The sequence below is a fragment of the Spiroplasma endosymbiont of Thecophora atra genome (assembly GCF_964019735.1).
GTDB classification, from domain to species: domain Bacteria; phylum Bacillota_I; class Bacilli_A; order Mycoplasmatales; family VBWQ01; genus Spiroplasma_E; species Spiroplasma_E ixodetis_A.
Map to the genome: position 1 here is coordinate 19,053 of NZ_OZ026464.1, position 26,994 is coordinate 46,046.

The 26,994-nt window shown below is 21.9% G+C and carries 26 protein-coding genes and 1 pseudogene; 25 read left to right on the forward strand and 2 right to left on the reverse strand.

Going from position 1 to position 26,994, the window contains the following annotated elements; translation table 4 throughout:
* The first annotated feature begins 130 nt into the window (after positions 1–130).
* The 17 genes and pseudogenes from AACL05_RS00090 (at position 131) to rlmB (ending at position 18,875) form a co-directional block, all read left to right on the forward strand.
* On the forward strand, positions 131–3,358 hold the full coding sequence (locus AACL05_RS00090; RefSeq protein ID WP_338961575.1) for an ABC transporter permease: 3,228 nt from the start codon (positions 131–133) through the stop codon (positions 3,356–3,358).
* A gap of 96 nt (positions 3,359–3,454) precedes the next feature.
* The gene (locus tag AACL05_RS00095) at positions 3,455–4,474 is read left to right on the forward strand and encodes an ABC transporter ATP-binding protein (protein ID WP_338961577.1); all 1,020 of its coding nucleotides are present in this window, start codon (positions 3,455–3,457) and stop codon (positions 4,472–4,474) included.
* 65 nt (positions 4,475–4,539) lie between these two features.
* Positions 4,540–4,836 (forward strand): GNAT family N-acetyltransferase, encoded by a 297-nt coding sequence (locus AACL05_RS00100; RefSeq protein ID WP_338986031.1) that lies wholly within the window; start codon positions 4,540–4,542, stop codon positions 4,834–4,836.
* A gap of 466 nt (positions 4,837–5,302) precedes the next feature.
* The gene (locus AACL05_RS00105; RefSeq protein ID WP_338961581.1) at positions 5,303–6,922 is read left to right on the forward strand and encodes a lysine--tRNA ligase; all 1,620 of its coding nucleotides are present in this window, start codon (positions 5,303–5,305) and stop codon (positions 6,920–6,922) included.
* Between the two features lie 247 nt (positions 6,923–7,169).
* A complete protein-coding gene (locus tag AACL05_RS00110) occupies positions 7,170–7,466 on the forward strand; it encodes a hypothetical protein (RefSeq protein ID WP_338986032.1) in 297 nt (98 codons plus the stop codon).
* A 67-nt stretch (positions 7,467–7,533) separates the two neighbouring features.
* Positions 7,534–8,832, forward strand: a complete 1,299-nt coding sequence (locus AACL05_RS00115; RefSeq protein WP_338961585.1) for a hypothetical protein — start codon at positions 7,534–7,536, stop codon at positions 8,830–8,832.
* A 280-nt stretch (positions 8,833–9,112) separates the two neighbouring features.
* Entirely contained in the window at positions 9,113–9,400 is a 288-nt protein-coding gene (locus AACL05_RS00120; protein WP_338961587.1) for a hypothetical protein, read from the forward strand.
* Between the two features lie 117 nt (positions 9,401–9,517).
* On the forward strand, positions 9,518–9,679 hold the full coding sequence (locus AACL05_RS08710) for an ankyrin repeat domain-containing protein (protein WP_338975659.1): 162 nt from the start codon (positions 9,518–9,520) through the stop codon (positions 9,677–9,679).
* Between the two features lie 407 nt (positions 9,680–10,086).
* Positions 10,087–10,899 carry a hypothetical protein gene (locus AACL05_RS00125; RefSeq protein WP_338961590.1) on the forward strand — a complete coding sequence of 271 codons (813 nt, stop codon included), beginning with the start codon at positions 10,087–10,089 and terminating at the stop codon, positions 10,897–10,899.
* The gene (locus AACL05_RS00130) at positions 10,899–11,336 is read left to right on the forward strand and encodes a 23S rRNA (pseudouridine(1915)-N(3))-methyltransferase RlmH (protein ID WP_338961592.1); all 438 of its coding nucleotides are present in this window, start codon (positions 10,899–10,901) and stop codon (positions 11,334–11,336) included. The genes AACL05_RS00125 and AACL05_RS00130 overlap by 1 nt, the downstream gene beginning before the upstream one ends.
* Positions 11,337–11,384: 48 nt before the next feature.
* Positions 11,385–12,057 (forward strand): annotated as a pseudogene (locus AACL05_RS00135) (uracil-DNA glycosylase).
* A 110-nt stretch (positions 12,058–12,167) separates the two neighbouring features.
* Entirely contained in the window at positions 12,168–13,115 is a 948-nt protein-coding gene (locus tag AACL05_RS00140) for a hypothetical protein (RefSeq protein WP_281748707.1), read from the forward strand.
* Between the two features lie 18 nt (positions 13,116–13,133).
* Positions 13,134–14,258, forward strand: a complete 1,125-nt coding sequence (locus AACL05_RS00145) for a bifunctional folylpolyglutamate synthase/dihydrofolate synthase (protein WP_338961598.1) — start codon at positions 13,134–13,136, stop codon at positions 14,256–14,258.
* On the forward strand, positions 14,259–14,969 hold the full coding sequence (locus AACL05_RS00150) for a hypothetical protein (RefSeq protein WP_338986033.1): 711 nt from the start codon (positions 14,259–14,261) through the stop codon (positions 14,967–14,969).
* Between the two features lie 200 nt (positions 14,970–15,169).
* A complete protein-coding gene (locus AACL05_RS00155) occupies positions 15,170–16,606 on the forward strand; it encodes a hypothetical protein (protein WP_338986034.1) in 1,437 nt (478 codons plus the stop codon).
* Between the two features lie 184 nt (positions 16,607–16,790).
* Complete coding sequence (cysS, locus tag AACL05_RS00160) at positions 16,791–18,122, forward strand: cysteine--tRNA ligase (RefSeq protein WP_338961604.1); 1,332 nt, start codon at positions 16,791–16,793, stop codon at positions 18,120–18,122.
* A 12-nt stretch (positions 18,123–18,134) separates the two neighbouring features.
* Complete coding sequence (gene rlmB, locus AACL05_RS00165; RefSeq protein ID WP_338961607.1) at positions 18,135–18,875, forward strand: 23S rRNA (guanosine(2251)-2'-O)-methyltransferase RlmB; 741 nt, start codon at positions 18,135–18,137, stop codon at positions 18,873–18,875.
* A gap of 36 nt (positions 18,876–18,911) precedes the next feature.
* Here the strand turns inward: rlmB and AACL05_RS00170 are convergent, their stop codons facing one another.
* Positions 18,912–19,466 carry a hypothetical protein gene (locus AACL05_RS00170; protein WP_338961609.1) on the reverse strand — a complete coding sequence of 185 codons (555 nt, stop codon included), beginning with the start codon at positions 19,464–19,466 and terminating at the stop codon, positions 18,912–18,914.
* 279 nt (positions 19,467–19,745) lie between these two features.
* On the opposite strand from AACL05_RS00170, the gene AACL05_RS00175 reads away from it, so the two are divergent.
* The 8 genes from AACL05_RS00175 (at position 19,746) to AACL05_RS00210 (ending at position 25,425) form a co-directional block, all read left to right on the forward strand.
* The gene (locus AACL05_RS00175) at positions 19,746–20,654 is read left to right on the forward strand and encodes an ankyrin repeat domain-containing protein (RefSeq protein WP_338961611.1); all 909 of its coding nucleotides are present in this window, start codon (positions 19,746–19,748) and stop codon (positions 20,652–20,654) included.
* Positions 20,655–20,761: 107 nt separating this feature from the next.
* Positions 20,762–20,914 carry a hypothetical protein gene (locus tag AACL05_RS00180; protein ID WP_174481447.1) on the forward strand — a complete coding sequence of 51 codons (153 nt, stop codon included), beginning with the start codon at positions 20,762–20,764 and terminating at the stop codon, positions 20,912–20,914.
* Complete coding sequence (locus AACL05_RS00185; protein ID WP_338961615.1) at positions 20,896–21,309, forward strand: hypothetical protein; 414 nt, start codon at positions 20,896–20,898, stop codon at positions 21,307–21,309. Before AACL05_RS00180 ends, AACL05_RS00185 begins: the two co-directional genes overlap by 19 nt.
* Positions 21,310–21,503: 194 nt before the next feature.
* Positions 21,504–22,292, forward strand: coding sequence for a hypothetical protein (locus AACL05_RS00190; protein ID WP_338961617.1), 789 nt, complete (start codon positions 21,504–21,506; stop codon positions 22,290–22,292).
* Positions 22,293–22,350: 58 nt separating this feature from the next.
* Positions 22,351–22,476, forward strand: a complete 126-nt coding sequence (locus AACL05_RS00195) for a hypothetical protein (protein WP_338961619.1) — start codon at positions 22,351–22,353, stop codon at positions 22,474–22,476.
* A complete protein-coding gene (locus AACL05_RS00200; protein ID WP_338986035.1) occupies positions 22,433–24,112 on the forward strand; it encodes a hypothetical protein in 1,680 nt (559 codons plus the stop codon). Before AACL05_RS00195 ends, AACL05_RS00200 begins: the two co-directional genes overlap by 44 nt.
* Before the next feature lie 21 nt (positions 24,113–24,133).
* A complete protein-coding gene (locus tag AACL05_RS00205) occupies positions 24,134–24,820 on the forward strand; it encodes a hypothetical protein (protein ID WP_338961623.1) in 687 nt (228 codons plus the stop codon).
* A 185-nt stretch (positions 24,821–25,005) separates the two neighbouring features.
* Complete coding sequence (locus AACL05_RS00210; RefSeq protein WP_338961431.1) at positions 25,006–25,425, forward strand: hypothetical protein; 420 nt, start codon at positions 25,006–25,008, stop codon at positions 25,423–25,425.
* A gap of 152 nt (positions 25,426–25,577) precedes the next feature.
* On the opposite strand, the gene AACL05_RS00215 is transcribed toward AACL05_RS00210, so the two are convergent.
* Complete coding sequence (locus AACL05_RS00215; protein ID WP_338961626.1) at positions 25,578–26,825, reverse strand: ISNCY family transposase; 1,248 nt, start codon at positions 26,823–26,825, stop codon at positions 25,578–25,580.
* Between the last annotated feature and the right edge of the window lie 169 nt (positions 26,826–26,994).

Consider the following 26,994-nt stretch of genomic DNA (forward strand, 5'->3'; position numbering starts at 1 on the left):
AGTTTAGAATTTAATAATAATATTAAAATTTTTATTTTTTAATATAGTTCAAATATAATTAGCATTATTTTATTATGATAAAATTATACTATTAGCAGTTTTTAAGTTGTATAAGAATATTGGAGTTATAATGAGCAATCTTTTTGTTAATGTTTTAAGAGGAATCAAGAAAAGATTATTACAATATTTAGGTATTATAATACTATTAGTTATTGTAATTTCTACTCTTTCTGCACTTTATAGTACAGCATCAAGAGCTGAATCAGGTTTTTATACAGTATTAAACAATAGTGGTAAATATGACTATCGTATTAATTTACAATTATTAAATAATTATAAAGATACTGCTACTGCAACATCAAGAATCCAAACAATTATCAAAAAACAATTTAAAGATCATCTGCAAAAGCAAGAAATTTATAAACAGATAGATGAAATTAAAGAAAATAATCTTAGAAATAATAGTTTTCCTATCCTTCCTTCGGGAGTAGATATTAATAAAGATTTTGAAAATTATTTGTTAAATTGAGGATTAAGTTATCAAGGAATACTATTTAGTGATATTTTAGAAAACGAAGTTAAAAATGATGAAATTTATAATTTGCAACATTATGAACTTGCTAAATCATTTTTTAAAACTTTTGATTATGAAAACGTTAGTTCTTTTAAAAAAATTTATTATTCATTAGAAAATGGATTTTATACTTCAGAAAAAAGTGAATCTTTTGATTTTGCTCCAAAAAGAAATAATATTAATGAAGTTTATATTTCCGAAGGTATTAAGCCTATTAATCCATTAGAAATAGTAATCAATCCTGAATTTGCATGTATTAATAATATTAAATTAAATGATTATATAACAGTTATTGATAAAGTTGAAAAGTTAAAAGTTGTTGGCTTTGGTTATGCTTATTGGGGAATTACTGGTAGTCGTACTGCAACAAATCCTAATCCGACATCTGAAAATACAAGTCCTGTTTATATGTCAAATCAATGGTTTAATAATTTAATAAAAGACTCTACATTTAGAACTAATTTAAATAATATATTTTTATTAAAAGTTAACAATAACGATAACTATTTTGTTAGTAAGTTAGAAGAACTTTTAATTAAAACTTTTAGTTTTAGTTTTGGTTCAATTATTAGTAGTGATAGCGAAGATATTCGATCAGGACAAATTCTAGAGAGTTTTAAAATGGAAAATATAATGTTTACAGCAATTACTCTTGTAGTATTATTAGTTATTATTTTTATCATTATGTCATATGTTAGAAAAGAAATTGATTTACAAAAACCACAGATAGGATTATTAAAAGCCCTTGGTTATAGTAATTTTCAAATTGCTATTAGTTTTGTAATTTTAATATTTTTGATAACATTCATTTCTAGTATTATTGGTTTAGGTATTGGTCTAGGGTTACAAATATGATTTAATTCGTTAAATAACATTGGGTTTTTTATGCCAGTACCAATACTATTTTTTAGTTGGATAGTATTTATTGTAAGTTTAATAATTATTCCTATTATTTTTATAGTAATTAGTTATATGCAATCGGAAACAAAATTACGCGTTAGTCCATTATTATTAATTTATGATAGACCAAGTAATTCAAGTTCTAAACTAATTTCAGTTTTAAAATACCCCTTTCGTTATTGACCATTTAAACAGCGTTTAGCAATTGCTTTCACTCTAAAATCGGTTGGAAAACTATTTTTAGTATTTTTTACTTTTATTTTTGTTAGTTTTTTATTACTATTTCAAAGTTCAGCTACTGATTTATTTGATAATAAAATAAACAATTTATATGGATATTACAATAAAGATGTTAAATGAAATACATCAACTTCATCAATGTATACATATACTAATGATTCTAATTTAAGTATTGATAAGCATGTTTTTGATTGAGTTTCAGAAAAAGATATTGCAAAAGATAAAGAAACTGGTACTAATAAGTATCATCAATGAATAGCTGATGATTTTCATATTGATAATGATAATAAAGCTAAAAAAATTGAAAGTATTATTAATAATAATAACTTTAAAAATTATTTTATGAATAGTGAAGAAATTAATATCCTTTATCAAAAAACTAAGAACAAATCTGATTGTGAAGATTTTATTAATCCAAAAAAGATAATACCTAAACCATTAATGAAAATTATTTGTCAAAATATTCATCAAATATTTAATTATATTTCAACAAATACAGGTATTAATCCAGAAATAAACCCGTTGCCTGGTATTAGTTTAGGTTTAAATATTTATAATAATAAGTATTATCCAACTATTGAAATAAATTTAAGGCCTCCTAATGAATGAAAAGGACATAATCAAGGTCGCATGCTTGCAAAAAAAATTAAAGCAACAGGACTTTATAATGATCCATATCAAGATTTAGTTTGAAAAAATTGATTTAATTTTAAAGAAGCAAAAAATCGTGATATTGATCCTATTTTTAATAATTTTCATAATTTACAATCACAAAAAGTTACTTATACTGATAATCAAGGACAAAATATAACAACTACAGCTTATATTTTACCAGCAGTTATTTCAAAAACATTATCAATTTTAAATGATTATAAAATTGATGATCACTTTTTAATGTTAGCAAGTTGATATAATTATACAATTCCAGTAATTTATCAAGTTAAAGGAATTATTGAAAATAATTTAGACAATTCGAATGTTTATATTAATCTTGATGATTTACGAACATCTATTGGATTAATAAAACCTTCCCCATCAGAAGATCCAAAACCAATATCAGATTCTTTTAATCATTGATTATCTAAAGAGAGCAATATTTTTCCATTAAATTATATAAATATTTTGCAACCATCTGCAGAATATACTAAAGAACAAATATTAGCAAAAAATTTAGAACCTATTAATAAAATACCTTTTATTAATGATTTAGTTAAAAGATTATTAGTTGAAATATTTGATGGAATTAGAACAATTATAAATATTACAAAAATTTTAACATTATTTGCTGTAGCTTTTGTATTGGTAATTATCGTTAATATGATTTTAGATAATAATTTATTAATTATTGCAATGATGAAATCTTTGGGTTATCGTGTAAATGAAATTAACAGATTGATTATTGGCTCCTATATTATTGCTTTATTGGTTGCTTTTATTTTAGGTACTATTATTTCTTATGTTGTGTGGAATATTATTACTTTAATTATTGCAACTAAAGCAGGCGTTGTTTTTAATGTGGCTGCTAATCTAGTTACAATTTTATCTTGCTTTGGAATGGTATTTTTAATAATGGTTATTGGCTATGCTGTTGGGTTATATTTAATTAAATACAAACCAGTAACAGCTTTATTACAAGGAAGTTAAAATATTTTTTAAGTATTTCTATATAAATAAGGTAAAGTAATTGATAAAATGAGTGGGTTGTTTATAAAAGCATGGAATTAAAAAGGAGAAATGATTATGAAAAAAGATAATAAGGAAATTAAAAAAGATGATAAAGACATTGGAAGTAAACAAGTAACTAAAAATAAGTTAGAATCTAGTTTTACAAAGAAGTTAGTATCTAAAAATGAAGCTACAATACCACCAGTAACCCATAAATCTCATGATAAACCAGAATCAAAGGAAGAAATAGAAGCTAATAAAGCCAAATTGCAAACTTTTAAAGATAATCAAAAAGCAATTAAAAAATTAACAAAAACTCATTCAAAAGAAATTTTAGCAGGTAAAATTATATCAATGACTAATAATACTCCTGATACTCAAACTAATGTTATTGAATTATTTGATGTTAAAAAATCTTACTTAACTGGAGACTTAGAATATGAAGTATTAAAAGGAGTTAATTTAAAAATTAAATTAGGTGATTTTGTTGTTATCTTAGGACCATCGGGAAGTGGTAAGACAACATTATTAAATATTATTTCGGGATTGGATAAACCTAATACTGGTGATGTTTTTGTGGCGGGATACAATTTATCTTTATTAAAAGATAGTCATTTAACTAAATTTAGACGAGATAATGTTGGTTTTATTTTTCAACAATACAATTTATTAACTAACTTAACTGCTCGTGAAAATGTTGAAGTTGGTGAAAATCTTGCTAAAAATAAAAATAAAAATATGAGTATTGATGATATTTTTCAAGTTATTGAAATGGATGAACATATGAATAAATTTCCAAGTCAATTATCAGGTGGACAACAACAAAGAGTATCGATTGGTAGAGCACTAGCAAAAAATCCGACAATTTTATTTTGTGATGAGCCAACAGGAGCACTTGATGAGGAAATGGGGCGTAAGGTATTAGAGATTTTATTGGATGTTAATCGAGAATATAAAACATCAATTATTATGGTTACTCATAATCCTAACTTCCAATATGTTGCAAATACTGTTATTAACGTTAAAAATGGTAAAATTATTAGTGTAAAGAATAATGAAAAACCAATGAAACCAAGTGAAATAAATTGAAGTTAATATTATTAATTAAATAAACTAACAAATTGTTAATAAAAAAAATATCATAACAAAGAAGTAAAAATATGATATTTTTTGAAACCCCTAGATTAAAAATTAGATATTGAGAAGATAGTGATTTAGATGAACTTGTTTTATTAAATTCTGATAAAGATGTCATGAAATATTTTTCTAGTACATTATCAAAAGATGATACAGAAAAATATTTTTCAAAAATTAAAAATAATTTAAATAATAATGGATTTGGTTTTTATGTTGTTGAATTTAAAAAAGATAATAAATTTATTGGCTTTATTGGCTTTAGCGAAGTTGATTTTATTGATGATTTTAGACCATGTATTGAAATTGGTTGGTGTTTTTAAAAAAAGTGTTTGATGTCAAGGAATAGCAACAGAAGCAGCTAAAGAATGTTTAAAATATGCAAAAAAAATTAAAATTCACTGAAATTTATAGTTTTCCTAGTATATTAAATATTAAATCAGAAAATGTAATGAAACGAATAGGTATGAAAAAAAAGAATCTTATCATCCAAAAATAAATAAAAGTGATATTTTAGCAAAACATGTTTTATACAAAATTAATATTTAGAAGGTAAAAAATGATTAATAAATTGTCTCTAATTTTTATAGATATCTATTAGTAGAAATATTTAAATTAAATTTTAGCCCTTATTATAAATATAAGGGTTTTATTATAAAATTTAAAATTAATTGTTGACAGTAGAATTTGGTATTGAAAATTGATATCATTATGTATAAACCTAAACAATCTTATTTAATTTAATTTTTTTATTTTAAATACTTATTTTAAATACAAAGGATGAAAACAATGAAAGAAACTAAACTTGAAATTAATGGACGTATTTTGACAGAGCAAGAAGCATTAAGATATCAAAAAATACAAGATTTATATAAACAAAATTATGATATTTATGGGCGTAATTGAGAAAGAAATTATAATTGTGAAACTTTAAATAGTGAATTTAGAAATAAAAATAAAGAAGAGTTAGCAAAATTTGTTGCTAATTTACCTAATGATCAAATTAAAATGGCGGGTAGATTAATGACAAAAAGAGAAATGGGAAAGGGTTCAATTTTTGCTCATTTGCAAGATCAAACAGGTAAATTTCAAATTTATTTAAAACCAGAATATATTAATCAAAAAAAATTTGAATGATTTGCAGAATATGCAGATTTAGGCGATTTTTTTGGTATTAAAGGTAAGGTTATGAAAACCAATAAAGGAGAACTAACAGTTCAAATCTATGATATTGTAATGTTATCAAAAACACTTAGACCTTTACCAGATAAATTTCATGGTTTAACAGATATTGAAGAACGTTATCGACGAAGATATGTAGATTTAATTATGAATCAAGAAACTAAAAAGACATTTTTACAACGTACACAAATTATTAATGAATTAAGAAGTTTTTTAAATAATAAAGGTTATTTAGAAGTTGAAACACCTATTTTACAAGAAGTATATGGTGGTGCTGCCGCTAAACCTTTTATCACTCATCATAATACATTAAAAACCGATTTATATTTACGGATTGCTACTGAATTACATTTAAAAAGATTAATAGTTGGTGGTTTTGAAAAAGTTTATGAAATTGGTAGATTATTTCGTAATGAAGGTATGAGTAAAAAACATAATCCAGAATTTACAACTATTGAAATTTATGTTGCCTATCAAGATATGAAATATATGATGGATTTAACAGAGTCTTGTATAAAACATTTAATTAATACAGTGCATAATAAATTAATATTAGAATATGATGAAAATATATTAAATTTTGAAAAATCATGAACAAAAATTAGTATGATTGATTCAATTAAAAAAGCTATGATCAAAGATGAAGAGTTTACTAAAATTTTCCAAGAAATTAGTGATATGATTTTAAAATATCATAATATTGAAGATGATAATATTAGAAATATTGAAAAAAATAAAACATTTAAACTTATATTAAAACTTGCAAAAAGTTATAAACTTCATATTCCAGATCATTATAATAGTACTGGTCATATTATTAATTTATTTTTTGAATCTTTTGTTGAAGAAACTTTAATTCAACCTACTTTTATTTTTGATTATCCAATTGAAATTTCACCACTTGCTAAATTAAATAAAAATAGTAAAGAGTTTACTGATCGTTTTGAATTATTTATTGCTGGTAGAGAATATGCAAATGCTTATTCGGAACTAAATGATTCTTTGCAACAATATAATCGTTTTGAAGAGCAAGTAAAAGAAAAAAATAGCGGTAATGATGAAGCAGCAACTATGGATTTAGACTTTGTTGAAGCATTGGAGTATGGTATGCCACCAACAGGTGGATTGGGAATTGGTATTGATCGTTTGGTCATGTTAATAACTGGCCAAAATAGTATTAAAGATGTATTATTATTTCCACATATGAAACCTAGAACTGAAAAATAATTTTTGTGATAAATTTTTATTATATAAACATATAATAGTAATTTATCTTTTTTTTAAAAAAAGATAAATTAATTAGTTATAATTTAATTAGTTATAATCAAGATACTTCTTTAGATCTTTAGAATAAGGAGCGTTTTATTGTTATTAACACAAAAGATTGAAAAATATAAGTTTTCAAACCCATTGTTTTATTTAAAAACAATTGGTTTTTTTTATTTTATAAATAAAATTTAGGAGAATAAGATTTATGCCTTGATTTAATGAATTAATAAAAAAATTTAGAAATTATCCTTTAACTGATGAAAATTTAGACGAAGTTGTTGAAACTTTTAAGAATTTTTTTAAAGAGTATAATGAAAAAGATAACTTTTTTTCTAATTCAGAAGATACTGATTTTGAAAATCCAAGTACATCAGCACCATTAACTCAATTAAAAGAAAATAAAAAAACTGATTTAGATAAATTAATTAAAGAATTAAGAAATGATTTAAAAATATTTTTTTTCTTATTTTTGAGAAAAAAAAGAAGATTTAAAATTAATTAAACAATTAGATTATTTTTTAATAGAACTTGATAGTAAAATTAAAGAACAAAATGAAAAATTATTATTCTTGGAAAAAAATAAAACATTAATTGAACAAAATAAAATTAATAAGGGTAGTCAAAATAGTACTGAGTTTACTGAAATCACAGATTATTTTAATCTTTTTAATTTTTTAAGTGAAACAATAAGTAATGATATTATTTTTTTAAAAACAATAAATTTAAATATTTTTGAAAATAAAAAAGAGTTTTTAAAAAAAACACGAGAATTAAAAATAAAAATTGATAAAGAAATTCGTAGGCTATATCAAAAAAATGAGGAATTAGAAAATAAAAAAGAGAAAATTTTTGAAAATCTTTTTAAAGAAGAAGTTATGACTCAATTAATTTTATCTTTTTGAGCATTTAGAATGAAAAGTGGAGATGAATATAAATTAATTTTAGATGAAGATAAAGATTTAAAAAGTAAATTTGATAAAAATTTTGTATTTTTCTTTGAATTAATAGATGACATATTTAACAGATATATTAAAAAAATTATTAAAAATGAAGAAAGAATATACAATGATATATTTGAAAAATATAATGATCGAGAAAAAGAATTAATAAGTGAACAAGAAGAAATTATTAAAACTAAAGATAAAGTGAAAGAAAGTATAGAATTATTTAAAAATGAATTAGAAGAAAAAAAAGAACAAATTAGAATGCATCAGAAAGAGATAGCAGAAAAAAGAAAACAAATTGAAAATTTAGAAAAACGAAAGAAAAATATAAAAATTAAAAAAATTACTTACTTGCAAGATTTAGAAGAAAATAAAAATAATATTGAAAATCAAATATTTATTCCAAATATTTCAGATGATAAAAAAGGAAAAAAACAATATTTAAAAGAAATAGATGTAGTGATTAAAAAAAAGAATAGTGATATTAAGAAAAAGAATGATTATATTGGGGAGTTACAAGATAATATTACAAGACATGATACTGAGTTAAGTATTAATGATAAAAAAATAAAAAAAATTGAGGATAAAATTAATAAAATTGAGGATTTTTTTAAGCAAAATAAACATACGATGATGTTTGAACTTAAAAAAATAAAAGAAAAATGAATTAAAAATATTAGTAAAGATCAAAAAATATTTATTAATTTCTTAAAAGAAGTTAATAAATTAGAAAATATAGAATTTATTAAGATTATTGAAAATTATTGAGAAGAAAATGCTGACAGTATTAAAAAATTTAATGAAAATTTTAACATTCAAAATAATTTAGAAAACATAAGAGAAGAAAAAGAAAAAATAGAAAATGAATTTAAAGATGATTTCACAACTTTAGAAATTAATTTTAAATTAAAAGAAAAAAAATAATAAAAAATGCAATTAGAGAAAAAAAGGAAAAAATTCAGGAGTCTTTAAGAACAATTAATCAATCAAAACTAGTAAGTATTGAAATCCAAACCGAAATAAATCAAGAAAATGAGAAACCTAGTTGACAAGATCAAAAAATTGAAGAACAAAATAAAACAATTGAAAAACTAGAATTTCAAATAAATTATTTAGAAAAAAAATAATTTCAATAAAGGAATTACATGAAGATGAAGTAAAAGATTTATCTACAACATTGGAAAATATTAGAGATTTTTTTGCAATGGAAATTAAAAAAACTACTGAAAATTGTGATAATTTAAAAAATAGTTTAAATAAAAAAAATTTAAAAAAAGAAGAACAAAAAATTAAAAATAAATTAAATGAAGAAGAAATAAAATTAACATCTTTAAATGAAGTATGAAAATTAATAAGTACTGAAATTCCAGAGTTACAGCAACCTTTATCAGAAGAATCAAAAAATGCAAGCAAACAAAAATGAGAGAATATGGGCTTAATAGAATCTCAATTACCTTTGGAAACAAAAGCAGAAATATTAAATACAATTTAAACTAATAAGATTAAATTTATTATTGTATCAAGTTTAATTTATAGAAAGAGAAAAAAAGTACATTAGGAAAAAAGAGTATTTCTTAATAAGAAAAATGAAAAAATGATACAAGTCATTATGAATAATAACTTAGAAAAAGTTAAATTATTAGTTAGGAATGGTGTTAGTATAAATTATGTAATTAAAGATGATTTCACTATTTTGATGTTAACTATCAAAAATAATGATTTAGAGATAGTCAAGTATTTAATAGATAATAATGAAATCTTTATCAAGTAAATGAATATGGATATAATGCTTTAATGTTAGTCGTTTGAAATAATCATTTGGAAGTCTTTAATTTTTTTTAATGAAAAATACTAACGATATTTTAAATGAAGAAATTTTAGAATAAAATAAAGACAAATTACCAACATATGAAGAAGCAATGAAATTTCAACAAAAAATTAATAAATCTGATCTTTTAAAGATGAAATAGATTTGCAAAAGCAATTATCAACGATAAAAATTTAATTCCTTTTATGATAATAATAATTTTATTAAAATATTAAAATAAACATTAATATTTTAATTTTAAAAAATGTATTTTTACCTATATGAATTTCCTTTTGCTTTTTATAAAAAAATAAGTTACAATTCTTAGTGAATATTTAATTATTATTTAGTTTAAGGAGAATAACAATCAAATGCGTAAATTAATCACTTTATTTTCAACACTTAGTTTACTTTCTTCTTCTGTGAGTACTATTGTGGCTTGTGGTACTGGAGATGGTTCAAAGATTGAAACAAATTTTAAAAACGAGCCATCAAACAAAGATGGTGATCCGTTAGTTGATTATGTTTATAATAAATACTATCAATATGATACTAAACTTTTATATAAACTACTTACTGCATTTATGCAACTAGCAGCAGACAAAATTAGAATTGATCGTAATGCATTAGAAGTTACAGATGCTGCTAGGGATTTTTATAATAGTGATCAATATAAATCAGGTAATTATGAGAGTATTAATTATAATGTTAATAATGATCCAAATAAAGTAATGAATGAACCATTTAGTTGTAAAGATGCAAATGGAAGTCTTTTAGTTTTTGGTTTAACTGATAATGATATATCTAAACAGCAATATTATGGTTATTGATATGTTACATATGAAACACCAACAGAAGCAGAAAATCCTTCAAAAGTTGCTAAAACTAGTATTGTTTCACCAAAAATTACTGACTTTAAAGATGATAAAAATAAAACCATTATTAAAAAAGGTTGAATTCACTTATTCTTTATAATGAAAGATTCAAAAATGAATAAAACTTTTAAAATTGATTTTAATATTCAAATTGATGTAAGTTTTAGTTTATGAGTTGATAAAAATAAAAAAGAAATAGTTGTTATTAATCCAAATACTATTGATAAAGCTTTGGGTGATGTTGATTTTCGTAACCCAGATAAAGTGGTTCATGAAAGAATAAATAACATGACTTTTTCAGAATCATAATGATAAATATTAAAATTGTTTGTATTGGTCAGTTGTCACAAACATATTGAAAATCAGCTGCCAAAGATTATTTAGAACGAATTAAAAAACGAACTAATATTGAAACAAAAAATATTATCGAGTCTAAATTAAATTCAATTCCTAATAATATTAAAATTGAAACTAATAAAATCACTGAATACATATCAAAGAATAATGATTATCAATGATTTTTATTACATTTATCAGGACAATTAATAAGTAGCGAACAATTATCACAGATGATTAATAAAAATCAAATTTATCAACAAGGTAAAATTGGTTTTATTATTGGTGGTAGTAATGGTGTCGCACAAATATTAAAAGACAATATTAATTTAATTAAAATTTCCTTTGGTAAAATAACATTACCTCATCAATTATGTTATGTTGTTTTATTAGAGCAAATATATTGTTAATTACAAATACTTAATAATTAAAGTTATCATAAGTAGTAGGTGAAAGAAATGTATAATAAAACTTTATTTGTTGATTCCTCATGATTAGAATTTTTTCAACAAGAATATAAAGAAACATATTTTACTAAATTATTAGAAGATATTAAAAAAGAATATCAGACTTATCTTTGTTATCCTCAATGAGAAGAAATATTTCAAGCTTTTAAAATAACTCCTTTATCAAAGGTTAAAGTAATAATATTAGGTCAAGATCCTTATCATCAGCCAAATCAAGTTCATGGTTTAGCATTTAGTGTTAAAACAAATACTCCATTACCACCAAGTTTAAAAAACATTTTTCAAGAACTAAAAAATGATTTAAATATTGAAAAAGATAATGATGGTAATTTAACAACTTGAGCTAAACAGGGAGTTTTGCTTTTAAATACAACTTTAACTGTCAGACAAAGTCAACTTAATAGTCATTTACAATATCAATGAGTAACTTTTACTGATCATGTTTTATCATTTTTAAATTTAAACTGTACTAATCTTGTTTTTATTTTATGAGGTAAAAATGCAAGAAATAAAAAAATGTTAATTGACACAGAAAAACATTTTATTATTGAGAGTGCACATCCTTCACCTTTAAGTGCTTATAATGGTTTTTTTTAATTCAAGACCATTTAGCAAAACTAATAATTGATTGATTTCAAAAAATAAAACTCCCATTAAGTGATAAAAATAAAAAAATACTAATTTTATTATATGTATTTAAGCAAACAATGTTATGATATATTTGTTAAAATTAATATAGTTTTAAAGAATATTTCGGGAATGGTGGTTATTTAAATGCCCAATAATTTAATATTTAATCACATATTTTCTCAACGATATGATTTAAATACCTTAAATTTATTTAGTAGATCTACAGCTATTTATTTAATTATTACTTTAAGTAGCATAATGTTAGCATATATTTTAATGAATAGTTTTTGAAAATGATTTCGTAAAGATAAATATAAAGGTGTTCGTTTTACTACTAAAAATATTGCTTATATAACAATGTTATCTTCGGTATCAGTTGTGGCAACTATTATTGTTTCTATTACGATACCCATTACAGTATTACCACCAATTAGAATTGCTTTTGAGGGTTTAATGATTAAAATAACCGGTTATATGTTTGGTCCAATTATAGGTATTATTTGTGCTGCAGTAACGGATATTTTAGTAATGTTATTTGTTCCTTCATATATTAGCATTTATTATATGTTTTGTATTATTTTCACTGGTTTTTTGGCAGGAATTGCTGGAATATTTAAAGTAAAACTAAAAGATTATCCATGAGTTATTTTTGCTTTAATTAATTTTTTTATTATTTTCTTTGCTGGTGGTGGCATGTATATTGTTATTTCAGGTAAGCAATCATCATATTCTATGTCAGGAATTATTGTTAATAAATATGTTCTGGCTAGTATTATGGGTGGTGGTGGCATTATTGGCCTATTAAGTATTTATAGTGTTTTATTTTATTATTTATTGAAAAAAGAAATTTATAGAATTAAAGAAATTTTACCAATTATTTTATTAGCGGTAGTAGCCGAGTATGTAACAACAGTGCTTATAGCCTCCTATGCTGATATGACTTTATTTGATCCTAATGCCAAGGATTATGGAGTAACAGCAATTATGAGAATTGTGCAAGCGCCTCTTAAAATTATAATTAATTCAATTATAATTTATGTGACTTGAAGAACTGTTAATCCTTTAATTAATATTGATAATAATAATTATTAAATAAAGGATTTTAAAAATATGAATGAAGAATTTTTTAAAAAAATATCTAAATATTCAAATAAAGATTGTTTAAAAAAATTAAAAATTATTACTCCAAAGTATTTAAACAATAATATTAAGTATATTCATGTAACTGGAACAAACGGTAAAGGTTCAGTATCGCGTTTAATTTTTGCTATATTATCACAAACCTTAAAACAAAAAATTGGTTTGTTTACTTCTCCCCATATTGAGTTTGTTAATGAACGAATTATTGTTAATGATAGAATGATTAGTAATCAAGATTTAGTTCGTATTAGAGACTTGATTTTTGATGATATTGAATATTATCAATTAGGTTTTTTTGGTATTTTAACTTTAATTGCATTAATTTATTTTCAAGAACAAAATGTGCAATGAGCAATAATTGAAGTTGGGATTGGTGGAAAAATTGATCCTACAAATATCATTGATGCAACATATGCTATTATCACTTCAATTGGTAAAGATCATCAAGATAGACTTGGTAAAACTACATCTGAAATATTACATCAAAAATTGGGAATAGTAAAATCAACGACAAAAAATCTTTTTATTTCAGGTAATTTAAATAATAAATTAAAAAAGCAAATCGATATGGAAGGTTATAAACCTATATATTCTCCAAGATTAATCAATCAACCATACTATCAAGAAAATAAAGAATTAGTTTTAACAGTAATTTCAAAAACATTTTTAGAAATTAATATTAAACAAGCTTTAAAAATCATTAATAATACTAATATTAGATTACGATTTGAGAAATATCAAATTAATGATAAAACTATTTATTTTGATGCTGCTCATAATATTGATGGTATTAAAGCATTAATTAAAACGCTAAAAATTAATAAAATTATTCCTCAACAAATTATATTTTCTTGTTTAAAAAATAAATATCCACAAAAATTAATTAGTTGTTTAAAAAAAGTATCAGATAATATTATTATTTGTAGTAATAGTAATTTAAATAGTATTACTGGTGAATTTTTTGATAATCAAAAAATGATTAAATGTAGCCCTCATAAAATAATTTTAATTACGGGTTCTTGTTATTTTTTGGCAGATGTTTATAATTATTTAAGAACAAAGAAAATAATTATGATAAAAAAGGGTGGTAATTAAATGAATGTATTGTTATTGAATATAATTGGTGGAGTGTTAATTTTAATTACTTTTTTATTAATCACAGTTTTTGATTATAAAGATAATAAAAAAAAGATAAAGCAAATAAAATTTATTTGCTTAAGTGGAATAATGTTAGCATTAGCTGTTTCTTTAAATACAACAGGTGCTTTAATGTTAAAAAGTTTACCATTTTCTAAATATTTTGAAATTAAATTGGGTAATTTTATATTAGTTTTAATAGGTTTCTTTTGTGGTGGAATATTAGGTTTTCTTAGTGGTATTGCCAGTGATTTTTTAGGTTTATTATTTAGTACTAGTGGTGCATCACCATGTTTATTTTTTACTTTTACTAGTATTTTATGATGTATATTACCTTACTATTTAGTATTGAATTTTAGTAAAATTTATTATAGTAAAAAGACATTTTATTGATATTTGCCAATTGCTTATGCTATTACTTCATTAATTATTACTGGTACTGATCCTATTGCATTAAAAATATTATTTCCTGGATTACCACCTTTATGATTAATGTATTTTCCATTAAGAGTTATAAAATATCCTATTGATTTAACGGTTAATGTTTTTTTAATTGTTACTTGTTATTCTGCATTAAAGAAAACTTTAAATTTAGAAAATCAATTTAAAAAATATTATTTCGCTACAGATCCGCAATTTTTACAATATAATAGAGTACCTGAAGCATAAACCAAAAAATAATTATTTAATTAAAATTTCTGATATTTTTTGTAACATTTTTAAATTTATCTCTTTATTGAGAATATATTAAATTAATAGTAATTTTTTAATATTACTATTTTAATTTTAATAGCATGTTTATTTTTATTGATATAGAAATCATGTAAAATGATTGTATTAAAATATTAAAGATTAGGTGGTAAAGATATATGAAGAAATTACTAAGTAGTCTAGCAGTAGTAACTTTAATTGGAGTAACAAGTATAAGTGTCGTCACTTGTGATGGAGAAAGGATTGCGCCGGTTAGAAAAACTGATTTAAAATATTTAAAAGATAATGTCAACGTTATTATAATTGAAGATAGTGTTAATGAATTTAAATTACAATTAATTGATCAATTAAAAAAACAATCAGGATTTAGCAATTTAGAAATAAGTGATGTTGATATTACTAAATATGATGGTAGCTCTTTACAAGAAAGTGATATTGTACAAGGGATATTAAATACTAAAGTAAGTGCTAAAGAAAACTCACAAAACTTTACTGGTGAAAAAACTATAAATGTAAATATAGAAATTACAGATACAAGAACTGATTTAAATATGATTATTACCGAAAAGAAATTAGGTATTATTTATATTGGTCAATTAGATAAACCAAATAAATCTGAAATTTTAGAAATTATTAAAGACAAAAATATTAAAGCATTGGCTCTAACTGAAGATGACTTTTATATTAAAAAAATTATTAACACTACAGCAATTATTATTAATGGTAAAGGTAACTATAAAAATGAAGTTACTTTGTCTTGTACTATTACTAATTTTAAAAAAGTTTCAAGTTGAGATGAAAGTAATGGTGCAGTTCATGCTCTAGCAAATATTAATGGTGTGCTTTATGTGGGGACATCAATTTCTGGTCAAGGAAATTTATATAAAAGTAATAGTGATGGCAAATTTGAATTAATGAGTAATTGAAAACAAGGTAATGGTGCAGTTTGAAGTTTAACAAATGTCAATGGTGTACTTTATGTAGGAACATCAACTGTTAATAAAAAGGGAAATCTATATAAGATAAATACTAATGATATTAATGCTAAAGTTGAACCAGTTTCTAATTGAAAAGATACTAATGGTGAAGTTCATGTTTTAGTAAGTACTAATAATGGTGATGTTTATGTTGGAGCAAAAGATACTAGAGGTGGAAAATTATATAAAATTAATAGTTCTGATCAAGTTACTGATCTTACTAATTGAACTGCTACTAATGGTGTAGCTTTAAGTATATTAAATGTTAATGGTGTAATTTATATAGGAACAATAACTAGCAATGGTAATGGAAGATTATACAAAAGCGATACTGATGATAAATTTAATCCAGTTTCTAATTGAAAAGATAATAATGGTGAAGTTCATGCTCTAGCAAATATTAATGGTGTACTTTATGTAGGAACATCAACTGCTAATAAAAAGGGAAATCTATATAAGATAAATACTAATGATATTAATGCTAAGTTTGAACCAGTATCTGATTGAAAAGAAGATAATGGTGAAATTTGAAGTTTAACAAATATTAATGATACTATTTATATAGGAACAATAGCTCCTTCTAATAAAGGAAATTTATATATAACTGAAAAAAAATAAAAACATAAAAATGATATCTATCAAAAATTATGAAATTTCAAATAATTAATACTTTTTTAATTATTAATGATTCTCTTTGTTAAAGAGAGTTTTAAATTTAAAAAATTATTTTGTTACAGATTGATATTCTTTACAGTATAATAGAGTATATGAAAACTAAACTTTATTAAGAAGGGTTAATTAAATGATTAAAATTTATGATAGTTTTTCACAAAGATTGCAATTGCTTGTCCCTAATAAAAAGCAAGTTAATATGTATTTATGTGGTCCTACTGTTTATAACTATATTCATGTTGGCAATATTCGTGGTGTACTTGTTTTTGATGTTTTACATCGTTTGTTAATTGATCAAAATTATAAAATAAATTATGTTCATAATATTACTGATATTGATGATAAAATTATTAATAAAGCTGCGGATTTAAAAATAACAGAACAACAAGTTACTGAAAAATATACGTTAGCATATTATGAAGACTTAGAAAAATTAAATATTATTTCTCCTACAAAATTACCAAAAGTAAGTGAATATATTTCAAAGATTATTGAATTTATTAATAAATTAATTATTAAAGATTATGCATATGTTACTGCTGGTGATGTTTATTTTAAAGTTAATAAGTTAAAAGATTATGGAAGTTTGGCACATAAAAATATTGAAGATTTAATTCCAAATTTTAGAATTAAAAATTTAGTTGCTAAAGAAAATAATCTAGATTTTGCTTTGTGAAAATCAACAACAATAGGTATTAGTTGAAATAGTCCGTGAGGAAAAGGAAGACCTGGTTGACATACTGAGTGTGCTTGTTTTGTTGAGGATTTATTTAATGGTCAAACTATTGATTTACATGGTGGTGGTGTTGATTTAAAATTTCCTCATCATGAAAATGAACGAGCTCAATTTGTTGCAACTAATAATAAAAAAATGTCAAATATTTGATGACATAATGGTCATGTTAATATTGCTAATGAAAAAATGTCAAAATCTTTAAATAATTTTATTTTGGTTAAAGAATTTTGTCAGCAATATCATCCAAATGTATTGCGCTATTTAATATTAAATCGTGATCATCAACAACCAATTGATTTTAATAAGGAAACAATTGAAAATGGATTAGTGTCAACAAAAAAATATGAAAATATTTTAAAACAATGAACATATCAAATATTTATTAACAATATAATATGTAATAATAATCATCATTCAATTTATTATCAACAAATTATTAAAAATTTATCAAATAATATTGATACAACTAATACTATTACTTTAATTGAAAATATGATTAAAAAATTAAATGAAGCACTTATTAAAAAAAATTTTAATGAAGAATTTCAAGAAATTTTTTATACTTTTACCTTTGCTTTAAAAATATTAGGATTTGATTTTAAAGTTGGTAATTATTCTGAAAAAATTAAAAATAAAATTAAAATATGAGAACAACTAAAAAAGGAAAAACAATACCAAGAAGCTGATAAAATTCGTCAAGAATTAAAAGATTTGAATATTATTTAAAGGAGCAAAATTATGGCATTACAATATATTTATGGTTATCACCCTATTATTGCTGCATTATCAACATCGTCATTAATAAAAATTAAAAAAGTTTTTTTAGTTCAAGATAAGTACCAAGAATTGAAAAAAGATTTAAAAAGTGTAAATATTCCTTATGAAATTATTAGTTTACAAGCAATGAATAATTTATTAGGTACTACTAAACATCAAAATATTGCTGCTAATGTTAAAGACTATCAATATTTTTCTTTTGATGAATTAATTAATATTGATTCAACATCTAAATTTTTAAGAATTTTAATTTTAGATCGTATTTCTGATCCACATAATTTTGGTTCAATGTTAAGAATTGCAGCGGGTAATGACTTTGATGGTGTAATTGTTTTAAATCGTAATCAATCTGAAATAAATGGTGCAGTTGCAAAGGCTGCAGCTGGTGCTCTAAGTATTATTCCAGTTTGTCAAGTTAATAATTTAACTTCCGCAATTAATAATTTACAAGAAAAATATAAATTTTGAATTTTGGCTGCTGCTAAAACAGCAAAAGCAATTGATTATTTTACTATTGATTGTAGTAGCAACTTAGCATTAATTATTGGTAATGAAGGTGAAGGGATAAGTCCAAAGTTATTAAAACATACCGATTATATTGTTCAAATACCAATAAGTCCAAAAATAGAATCATTTAATGCTAGCGTTGCTTGTGGTATTATTGCAAACTATATTTACGTTGAAACGTTAAAATTATCGTAAATTTTAAGAACTTATATTTTTTTAAAAAAGATACTTTTATATTTTAGGTGTAAATGTTTTTTCTTTATTTATTAGATTTGGTTCTGAAAATTTTCATTTTTTTTCTTTTAAATTTTTGCATATATTTATTTGATCAATTAAATGGTTTTCTAATTCTTTACAATTGTTTTTAATATTTGTATAGTCAGAATTTATCTTATTTATTTTATTATTAACACATTTGTTTTTATCTTTAATTCAAAAAGTAAAAAATTTAATAAAAAAATTTTTATATTTATTTATTTTACTTTTTTCTAATTGTTCTATTTTTGTTGTTATTTTCTTTTCTAACATTTCTTCCAAAGCTCAAATTTTTGATCTTAGTTCTAAAATATTTGAAGAAAGTAATATTATTTTGGGAGTGTTATTATTTTCATTAGTTAATTTTTCTAATTCTTTATCTTTTTCTTCACTTAATTTTTTTAATTTTGATAATATTTTTTGTTCATTGTAGAAGAAAAAAAACTCGTTATTTTCAATATCTGTACTGTTATTACTTGGATAATGATTTTTTCTACGTTTAAATAAGTTTTTTAAAATATTTAAATACATCTGTTTCACATTTTCCTTTCAAAATAAAAAAACTCATTTACTTTTTATGAAAGTAATGAGTTAAAAAACTTATTATTAAGTTTTATAAATATTATATATTATTATAAAATTTATTTGTTAAAGTAACTATTAACATAAAGTTGATAATAACATAAGTAGTTTATTATTCTTTAAATTAATCAAATATGTAATGTCAAAAAATTATAAAAATAATTATTTTTATGATAGTTTTTTAAAAAATAAGTGATTTTTATTTTTTGAAAGGAAAATGTGAATAGTATGCAACTAGTAAATGAACTGTTAATTGAAACAGTTGAAGTTGGTGACTTGGAAGCACTTAAAGTTTTATTGGAAAATGGTGCTGATGTTAATTATGAAGTTCAAGATGGTAATACGTCTTTAATGTTAGCTGCTGAAAATGGAAGAATTGAAATTTTTAATATTTTATTATTATACAAAGCTCATGTTTATCATAAAAATCAAGGTGGTTTTACTGCTTTAACTTGCTCTATTAAAAATAAAAATTTAATAATAAAAACATTTAAAGAATTTCTAAAATTTAAAAATGAAATAATGATTTTTAAAGGAAATTGTTATGAAAAAATAATCTATATTATAAAGGGAGATGATGATAATTGATTAAAAAAAGAAGAATCAGTAATAGATTCATTAGAATATTTGCAAAATGAAATTAAAAAATTAAATGAAAAAAATAATTCAAATATTGAAATTTTTTGACAAAAAGAAGTTATTAATAGTTTAGTATTTGATGAACTAAATTATTCATTACTACATATAGCGGTAATAAATGATTGACAAAAATTAGTAACTTATTTAATTAATAAATGACCAATTGATGTTGATTATAAAGATAACTCAGGAAATTCAGCATGAAATCACGCTTGTTTACTATTACAAAAAGAAATTGCTTTGACAATTAAAAATTATGATCAGTTAACTATTGAAAATAAAATGTTTTTAAAAGATTTTTTTAGTTTATCATCAAATTGAAATCAAAATCAAGAACAGGAAATTGACAAAGTGGCTAATGAAACTAGAAGAGAAATATTTAAGTACTACATACCACAAACAGAAGTAGAAATCTTTAAAGATAAGATAAATTTGTTAGATTCATCATCAATAGTGAGTCAAACAACTATTAAACGTGATTATGGATCAAATATGTAATATTAAGAATTTCAAAATTAAATACTAATACATCATAACTTTAAATAATTAGTTGATTAGTAATTCATAATTAGTTTGTTATTTGAAATATTTAGGAGGATTTAATTATGAATGATAATGAATTGATTTATTTGTATTGTATTGAAAACAATGAATTTGCTTTTAATTTTTTATATAAAAAATATGAATTGAAAAATGATTTTTTTTACGAAATATTATTAAAAAGTTTTTTGCTATTCCTTTGGAAACAAATGATTTAAAATCAACTTTTTATTTTATTTTTTTAAAGGCAATTTTTAAATTTCAAGAAAGAAAAAACAAGTCATTTCAAAATTTTTTATATTATGAAGTAAAATGAGGAGTATTTACTTATGTTAAAAGTTTTTTAAATAATAATCATAAAATTATTAATTGTGCCTTAAAATATAATGATTATTTATATCAAAAAAATGATTATGAATATACTTCATTTTTGGAAGAAGTTATTAGTATTACAAATTTTACTACTAATGAAAATGAAGTTTTAAAATTAAAGCGAAGAGGATATAATGTTCATCAAATTATGAAAAAATTAAATTTAAGCTATAAGCAAGTTGATAATGCTTGAACACGAGTAAAGTTAAAATTAAAAAATAGTTACAAAAAATATATTTAATAAAAATTACTATGATAAAATTAAGATAACAATAAAATTTATATTTTAATTTTATTTTTTTAATTTTAAAAATTAATTTATAAGTTTTATTGTTATATTTATTATTTATATAATTTAGCTGTTGCTTTGTAGTGATTTTTTAATCATTATAAAGTTTTTTTGTGTTTTATTATCGATTTTTGGTGGAGGAAATAATGTATAAAATTGGCATTAATCAAAATGAAAAATCAAATTATAAGCAAAAACCTAATGTTAAGCAAGAAAAAAAACATTGGTTTAAAATTTTTTCTTTGTTATTTGTTGTGGTTGTTTTAATTATTACTACTATGATTTTAATAATTGCAAATAATCAATGAAATAGTGCCATAAATACTAATAATTCCAACAACTGAAATCCTAATCAAGATAAAACTTGAGAAGATTATTATAAGAATAATTGTCCAACAAATAAAAAATATAATTTGATAGATTACAAGGATAAATTAAACAATATTAGTTTAATATCTACTGATAAAAAACTAAAAAATTTTTATCTTAGTGATTTATTAAAAAAGATTGATAATGTGTTACAAATAAATAAAATAGATATTCCTAATAATTTTTTTGTACATTTACCAGTAAATCCAGCTATTAATATTAAAATTAATGATGAAAATGCACTTAAAAATAATTTTTCAATAAAAATACCATCTTATAAAGAAAAAATAAAACAGTTTAAAATTGAAATAAGTGTTAATCAATTTGGTAGTAATTATGGTTTGTTTCCTTGTGACTTAAATTTCAATTTTAGTGTTGAAAATGATGTTATTCCGGAAAAATTTAATATTTTTGATTTAGACAATAGAATTACAATTCCATCACAAACAGTAGTAATGTCAGATGCTACAAAAGGAACTAAAAATGAAATAGAATCTCAAGTTAATAAAATTATTGAAGAGAAATTTTTAGAAGAAATTAATAAAGAAAAAATCATTATCAGATAAAGTAACAAAAAGTGATTTTGTTATTAATTATGATTCAATAAAAAATTTTGATAATTATATGATAAAAAAGAAAATAACAGTTGTTATTTGTGCTAAAAATAGTAGTGAAATTATTAAAGGTCAATTAAATATTAATTTTAATGTTCAAGGTAGTTGAACAAAAAAAATCATTATCTGTTATTAAAACAGTATTGGAAAATGATGAAAGTGTAATTAATCAATTAATAACTATTGAAGATAATACTAATGTTAGCAAAGTGGATATTGATAATCATATTGCTTTCCTTGTTAGTAAAAAAATAAATGAGTTTGGTAAGCAAAAATGACATCAAGATTTTAATGATCAAGATTATATTATTACTAGTAATGCGATTACTGGAAATTATCAAAAACCAAAATCTATAATAGTAACAATTGTTGGTAAAAATCAATTGCAAGATACTATCGAGTTTTCAATAAATATTCAATGTCAAAATAAAGAACCAAATGAAAAAATTTTTAAAAATAACAATTTTAATGTTAAAGATTTAAATTCTATTGAATTATATCCAAATGTTCTTCCTAGTGGTGTAATATATCCAATTACTTTTAAAGATAATTCTATTTCACTTATTTCACTATTATTTCAAGAAGCTATTAATGATATGAATATTTTTTCTCCTACTAATGACATTAATTTAGAAATGAATATAGGAATTAATATTGATGGCGATAACTATCAAATTCATTTTCAAAAGACAATTAATTTTGATATCATAAAAAAGATAAATAATATTGAACTTGTTAGTGTTTCTGAACAAAATGATAAATGTCAGCATTTAAAAAACATTGGTATCATTATTAAATATGATGATGATAAAGAATATAAAATGCTTCAATCCTTGGACGTTAATATTAAAAATAATAATTTAACCTTATATTTAGAACATGGCAATTTTATTTTAATGGCTTGCACTACTGAAAATCCTTATTTTGTAATTAATCCAGCTTTACGAAGTAGATGTCTATTATTAGAATTAAAGCCAATTAGTAATGAAGAAATGTTATTAGGCTTAAAAAAAATAATTACTAATAATTCATTTTTTAATTTTAATATTAGTGATGAAATTTTAGAAAAAATCTGTAATTTAGCAACCGGTGATTTACGAATAGCAATTAATATTTTAGAAATATTAATAAAATTATATCCTAATGAAATCATAACTATTGATATTATTAATGCTATTATGTCTAAAGCAAGTAATTGAAATGCTAAAGAGGGAAATGAACATCATGATTTAAAGTCAGCATTACAAAAATCAATTAGAGGCAGTGATGTTAATGCTGCTTTGCATTATTTAGCAAGGTTATTAGCAACTGGTGATTATGAAGTTTTATTAAGAAGAATGTTGATTATTGTTTACGAAGATATTGGACTTGCTAATCCCGCTTTAGCAATTAGGGTAAAAACTGCTATTGATACTTCTCGTCAAATTGGTATGCCTGAAGGTATAATTCCGCTTGGTTTAGTAGTTATTGAAATGGCACTTAGTGAGAAATCAAATAGTGCTAATTTGGCAGTACAAAAAGCATATAGTGATGTTTTACAAGGAAAAATATATCCAATTCCTGATTATTTGAAGCATAATTGATCTAAAACATTAAAAAAATCAGTAGGTAAAGCTAAATTATATAAATTTCCACATGATTATGCTAACGATTATGTACAACAACAGTATTTGCCAACAAAGTTAAAAGATACGAAATATTATCAACCAAAACTTCATAACATTTATGAAAAAAAATTAAATGAAATTTATAATAGATTTACTAAAAAATAAAATTCTGAGGTGCAAAATAAAATGTTAAAAAATAAACATTTATGGTTGGGAGTTAGTTTAACATTAGCAACCACTAATATTGTTGCTAACACTAGTATTACTAATAATTTAACAAGTATTAATAAATTAAAACAAGAAAATAAAAATAAAACTGAAACTAATGAAGTTGTTACTAATACTACGTATGGTAATTTAAGTAATAGTACTATTTTAAATAGTCAGGATGAAAATGGAATATATCATCTTTTTGATGTTAAAAGTATTATTGATAATCCAAGTTTAGAACCTTATGTAAAAGATATTTATATTGAGAATTTTAAATTAACTTATAATCCTGAAAAGATAAATAAAGATGTTATTAATGAGTTTGATAAAGAAATTGCTGCTATTAATTATAAAGAAGAACAATTAACAAGTACTAATGATTTGCAAATTTTTCAAAAACAAAACTTGAGCAAAATATCAACAACAGCTTATATTTCAAATAAAAAGTCTAAAAGTAATTTTACTTTTATTCAATTTGGTGGTGCTAATACTCATATATCATTAACTGGAACAAAAGGTATTATTGATGCAATTAAGAACTATGATAATTTAAGTGAAACATTGGGATTATATTATATTGCTCAATCTCATTCAAAAAATAGTAGGGGAATTTGTCTGTCAATATCGAGTGAAAATTTCCCAAAAATATTTATAAAAAAATAAATTATTTTGGAAAGTTACAGTGTTAAATAAATATAAACACGAATTCCAAATAAACGTTAAAAATTTAGCTTTAAATTTTGATTTGCGAACTTTTTTTTGTATAATTTAATTAAGTTTAATATAAGTTTTTAACTCATTGCTTTAATTTCAAAGTAAATGAGTTTTTATTTTGAAAGGATGAAAAAATGAATAAAAATTTACAAGAAGAATATGAATGAATTAATAGAGAATTGAAAAAAATAATTATTGATAAAAATCAATTTACTCCAGAAATTATTAGTAATAGAGTTAATTTAGCTCAAACTACTATTGTTGATATTAATGAAAATTTAAAAAAACAAAAGATTAGCAAATTTAAAAAAATTAGTTATTCAATATTGAAAATATTTACTTTTGGAAAAATTGATAAAAATAAAATAATTAAAGAAAAAAATGATTTTTTTATAAAAATATCAAAAGAACTTTTTGGAAATATTAAAAAAGTAAAAGAATTATATATAAGAAAATCAAATAGTGAAATAAATATAGATGTTAATAAAATTAATAATGTAACTTTAAATAATTTATTAATAAATCCGACTAAATCAAACTTACCACAAATGTAAAAACGAGAGATTGCAATTATAATTTCTTTTATATTTAAAATCAATTTTAGAACACCAAATTTGCTCATACGCAAACGTTTTAAAATTTTATATGGTTTAGTATTTATAAAATTAAATATCTTATAAAATAGATTTTTAATTTTAATTCAGAATTATTGATATCCATATCTTCACGGATGATTTTTATTGGGTATATAAACTTTTTTAGTTTTTATTAAATTTTCTTTTATAATTGGTTTTTGTGCTATTTCTTTTAGTTCATACATTTGATTATTGTAACTAAGATATAATTCATTAATAAATGATTTAAGTACAATTACATCAGTTCTAGGTTGTATGTATTGAACTTTGTTATTTTTATAAGGAAAATACTTTTTACCATAATATGTTATGGTTGAACCACTATCTGTTTTTCTTTTAGAAAATCTTGAAAGATAAATATTGATTTCTTCCTGTGTAGGAGCTTTAACCATAGCAGATTTAGTATCATCAATAGGAAAGGCAAATTGTTTATTAAAAGTACTTATGTATGTTTTAAGAAATTTGTTAGCTTCTTCTAAATTTCTAATTTTATTAAGTCGTAATTCACTAATTAAACGACTTTGAAGTGTTCCAAATAAGCGTTCAACGCGACCTTTAGCTTGCGGAATTGAAGTTCTGATTATTTCAACACCTAAATCATTACAGGACTTTTGAAATTGAGTATAAGTGTCATTTTCTGTATTTATTTTTCCTGCATCAACTTTTTTCTTATATCCAAAAACTGTTCTATTATCGGTATAAAATGTTTTTGGTATTCCATAATTAGTTAAAATTTGATAAAAAATATTATAATAACCATCTAATGTTTCTTGATGATCAAATCATAGTCCAACAATATTTCCTGTAGCATCATCAATTGCAGCATGTAAAAATGATTTTGGTTTATCGTTACCAAATCAATGATGATTACTGGCGTCCATTTGAATTAATTTACCAAAATTTGTTCTTCGATTTCTTGTTGGATGTAAGTTATTTTTTTTATTTTTATGTCTTTTTGGTGAAGTAATTTTTTCTTTAATTAATATAGTATAAAGTGTGCTATATGAAATCTTAATTTTTTCTTCATTAATTAATTTCTCATGAAAATGTTGAAAATTAAAATTATAATATTTTGTTTTATACAAGTTTATAATCTTAATTTTGATTTCAAAATTTGTTGCCTTATTAGAAATTTTATTACGAGATTTATGAATAAAATCAACTTTACCTTCTCTATTAAAAATTTGAATTAATTGGTTAATTCTTCTAATAGTTAGATTAAGTTTATTCTTGGCTTGATGTTTAGATAATTTATTAATAATAATATCATTTATAATTTTGTATTTATATTTTTCTTTCATAGTCATACTTCTTTCCATATTTATCACCAAGTATATTTAACTTCACTTTTGGGAAATTTTTACTCGATAACTAATAGGAAATTATCACTAAATAATGACAATATTATTAATGAATAATTATGTATCATCTTATCAATAAAATTAAAAATTTAATTTAAAACTACTTTAACTATGAAAGGAATAAATA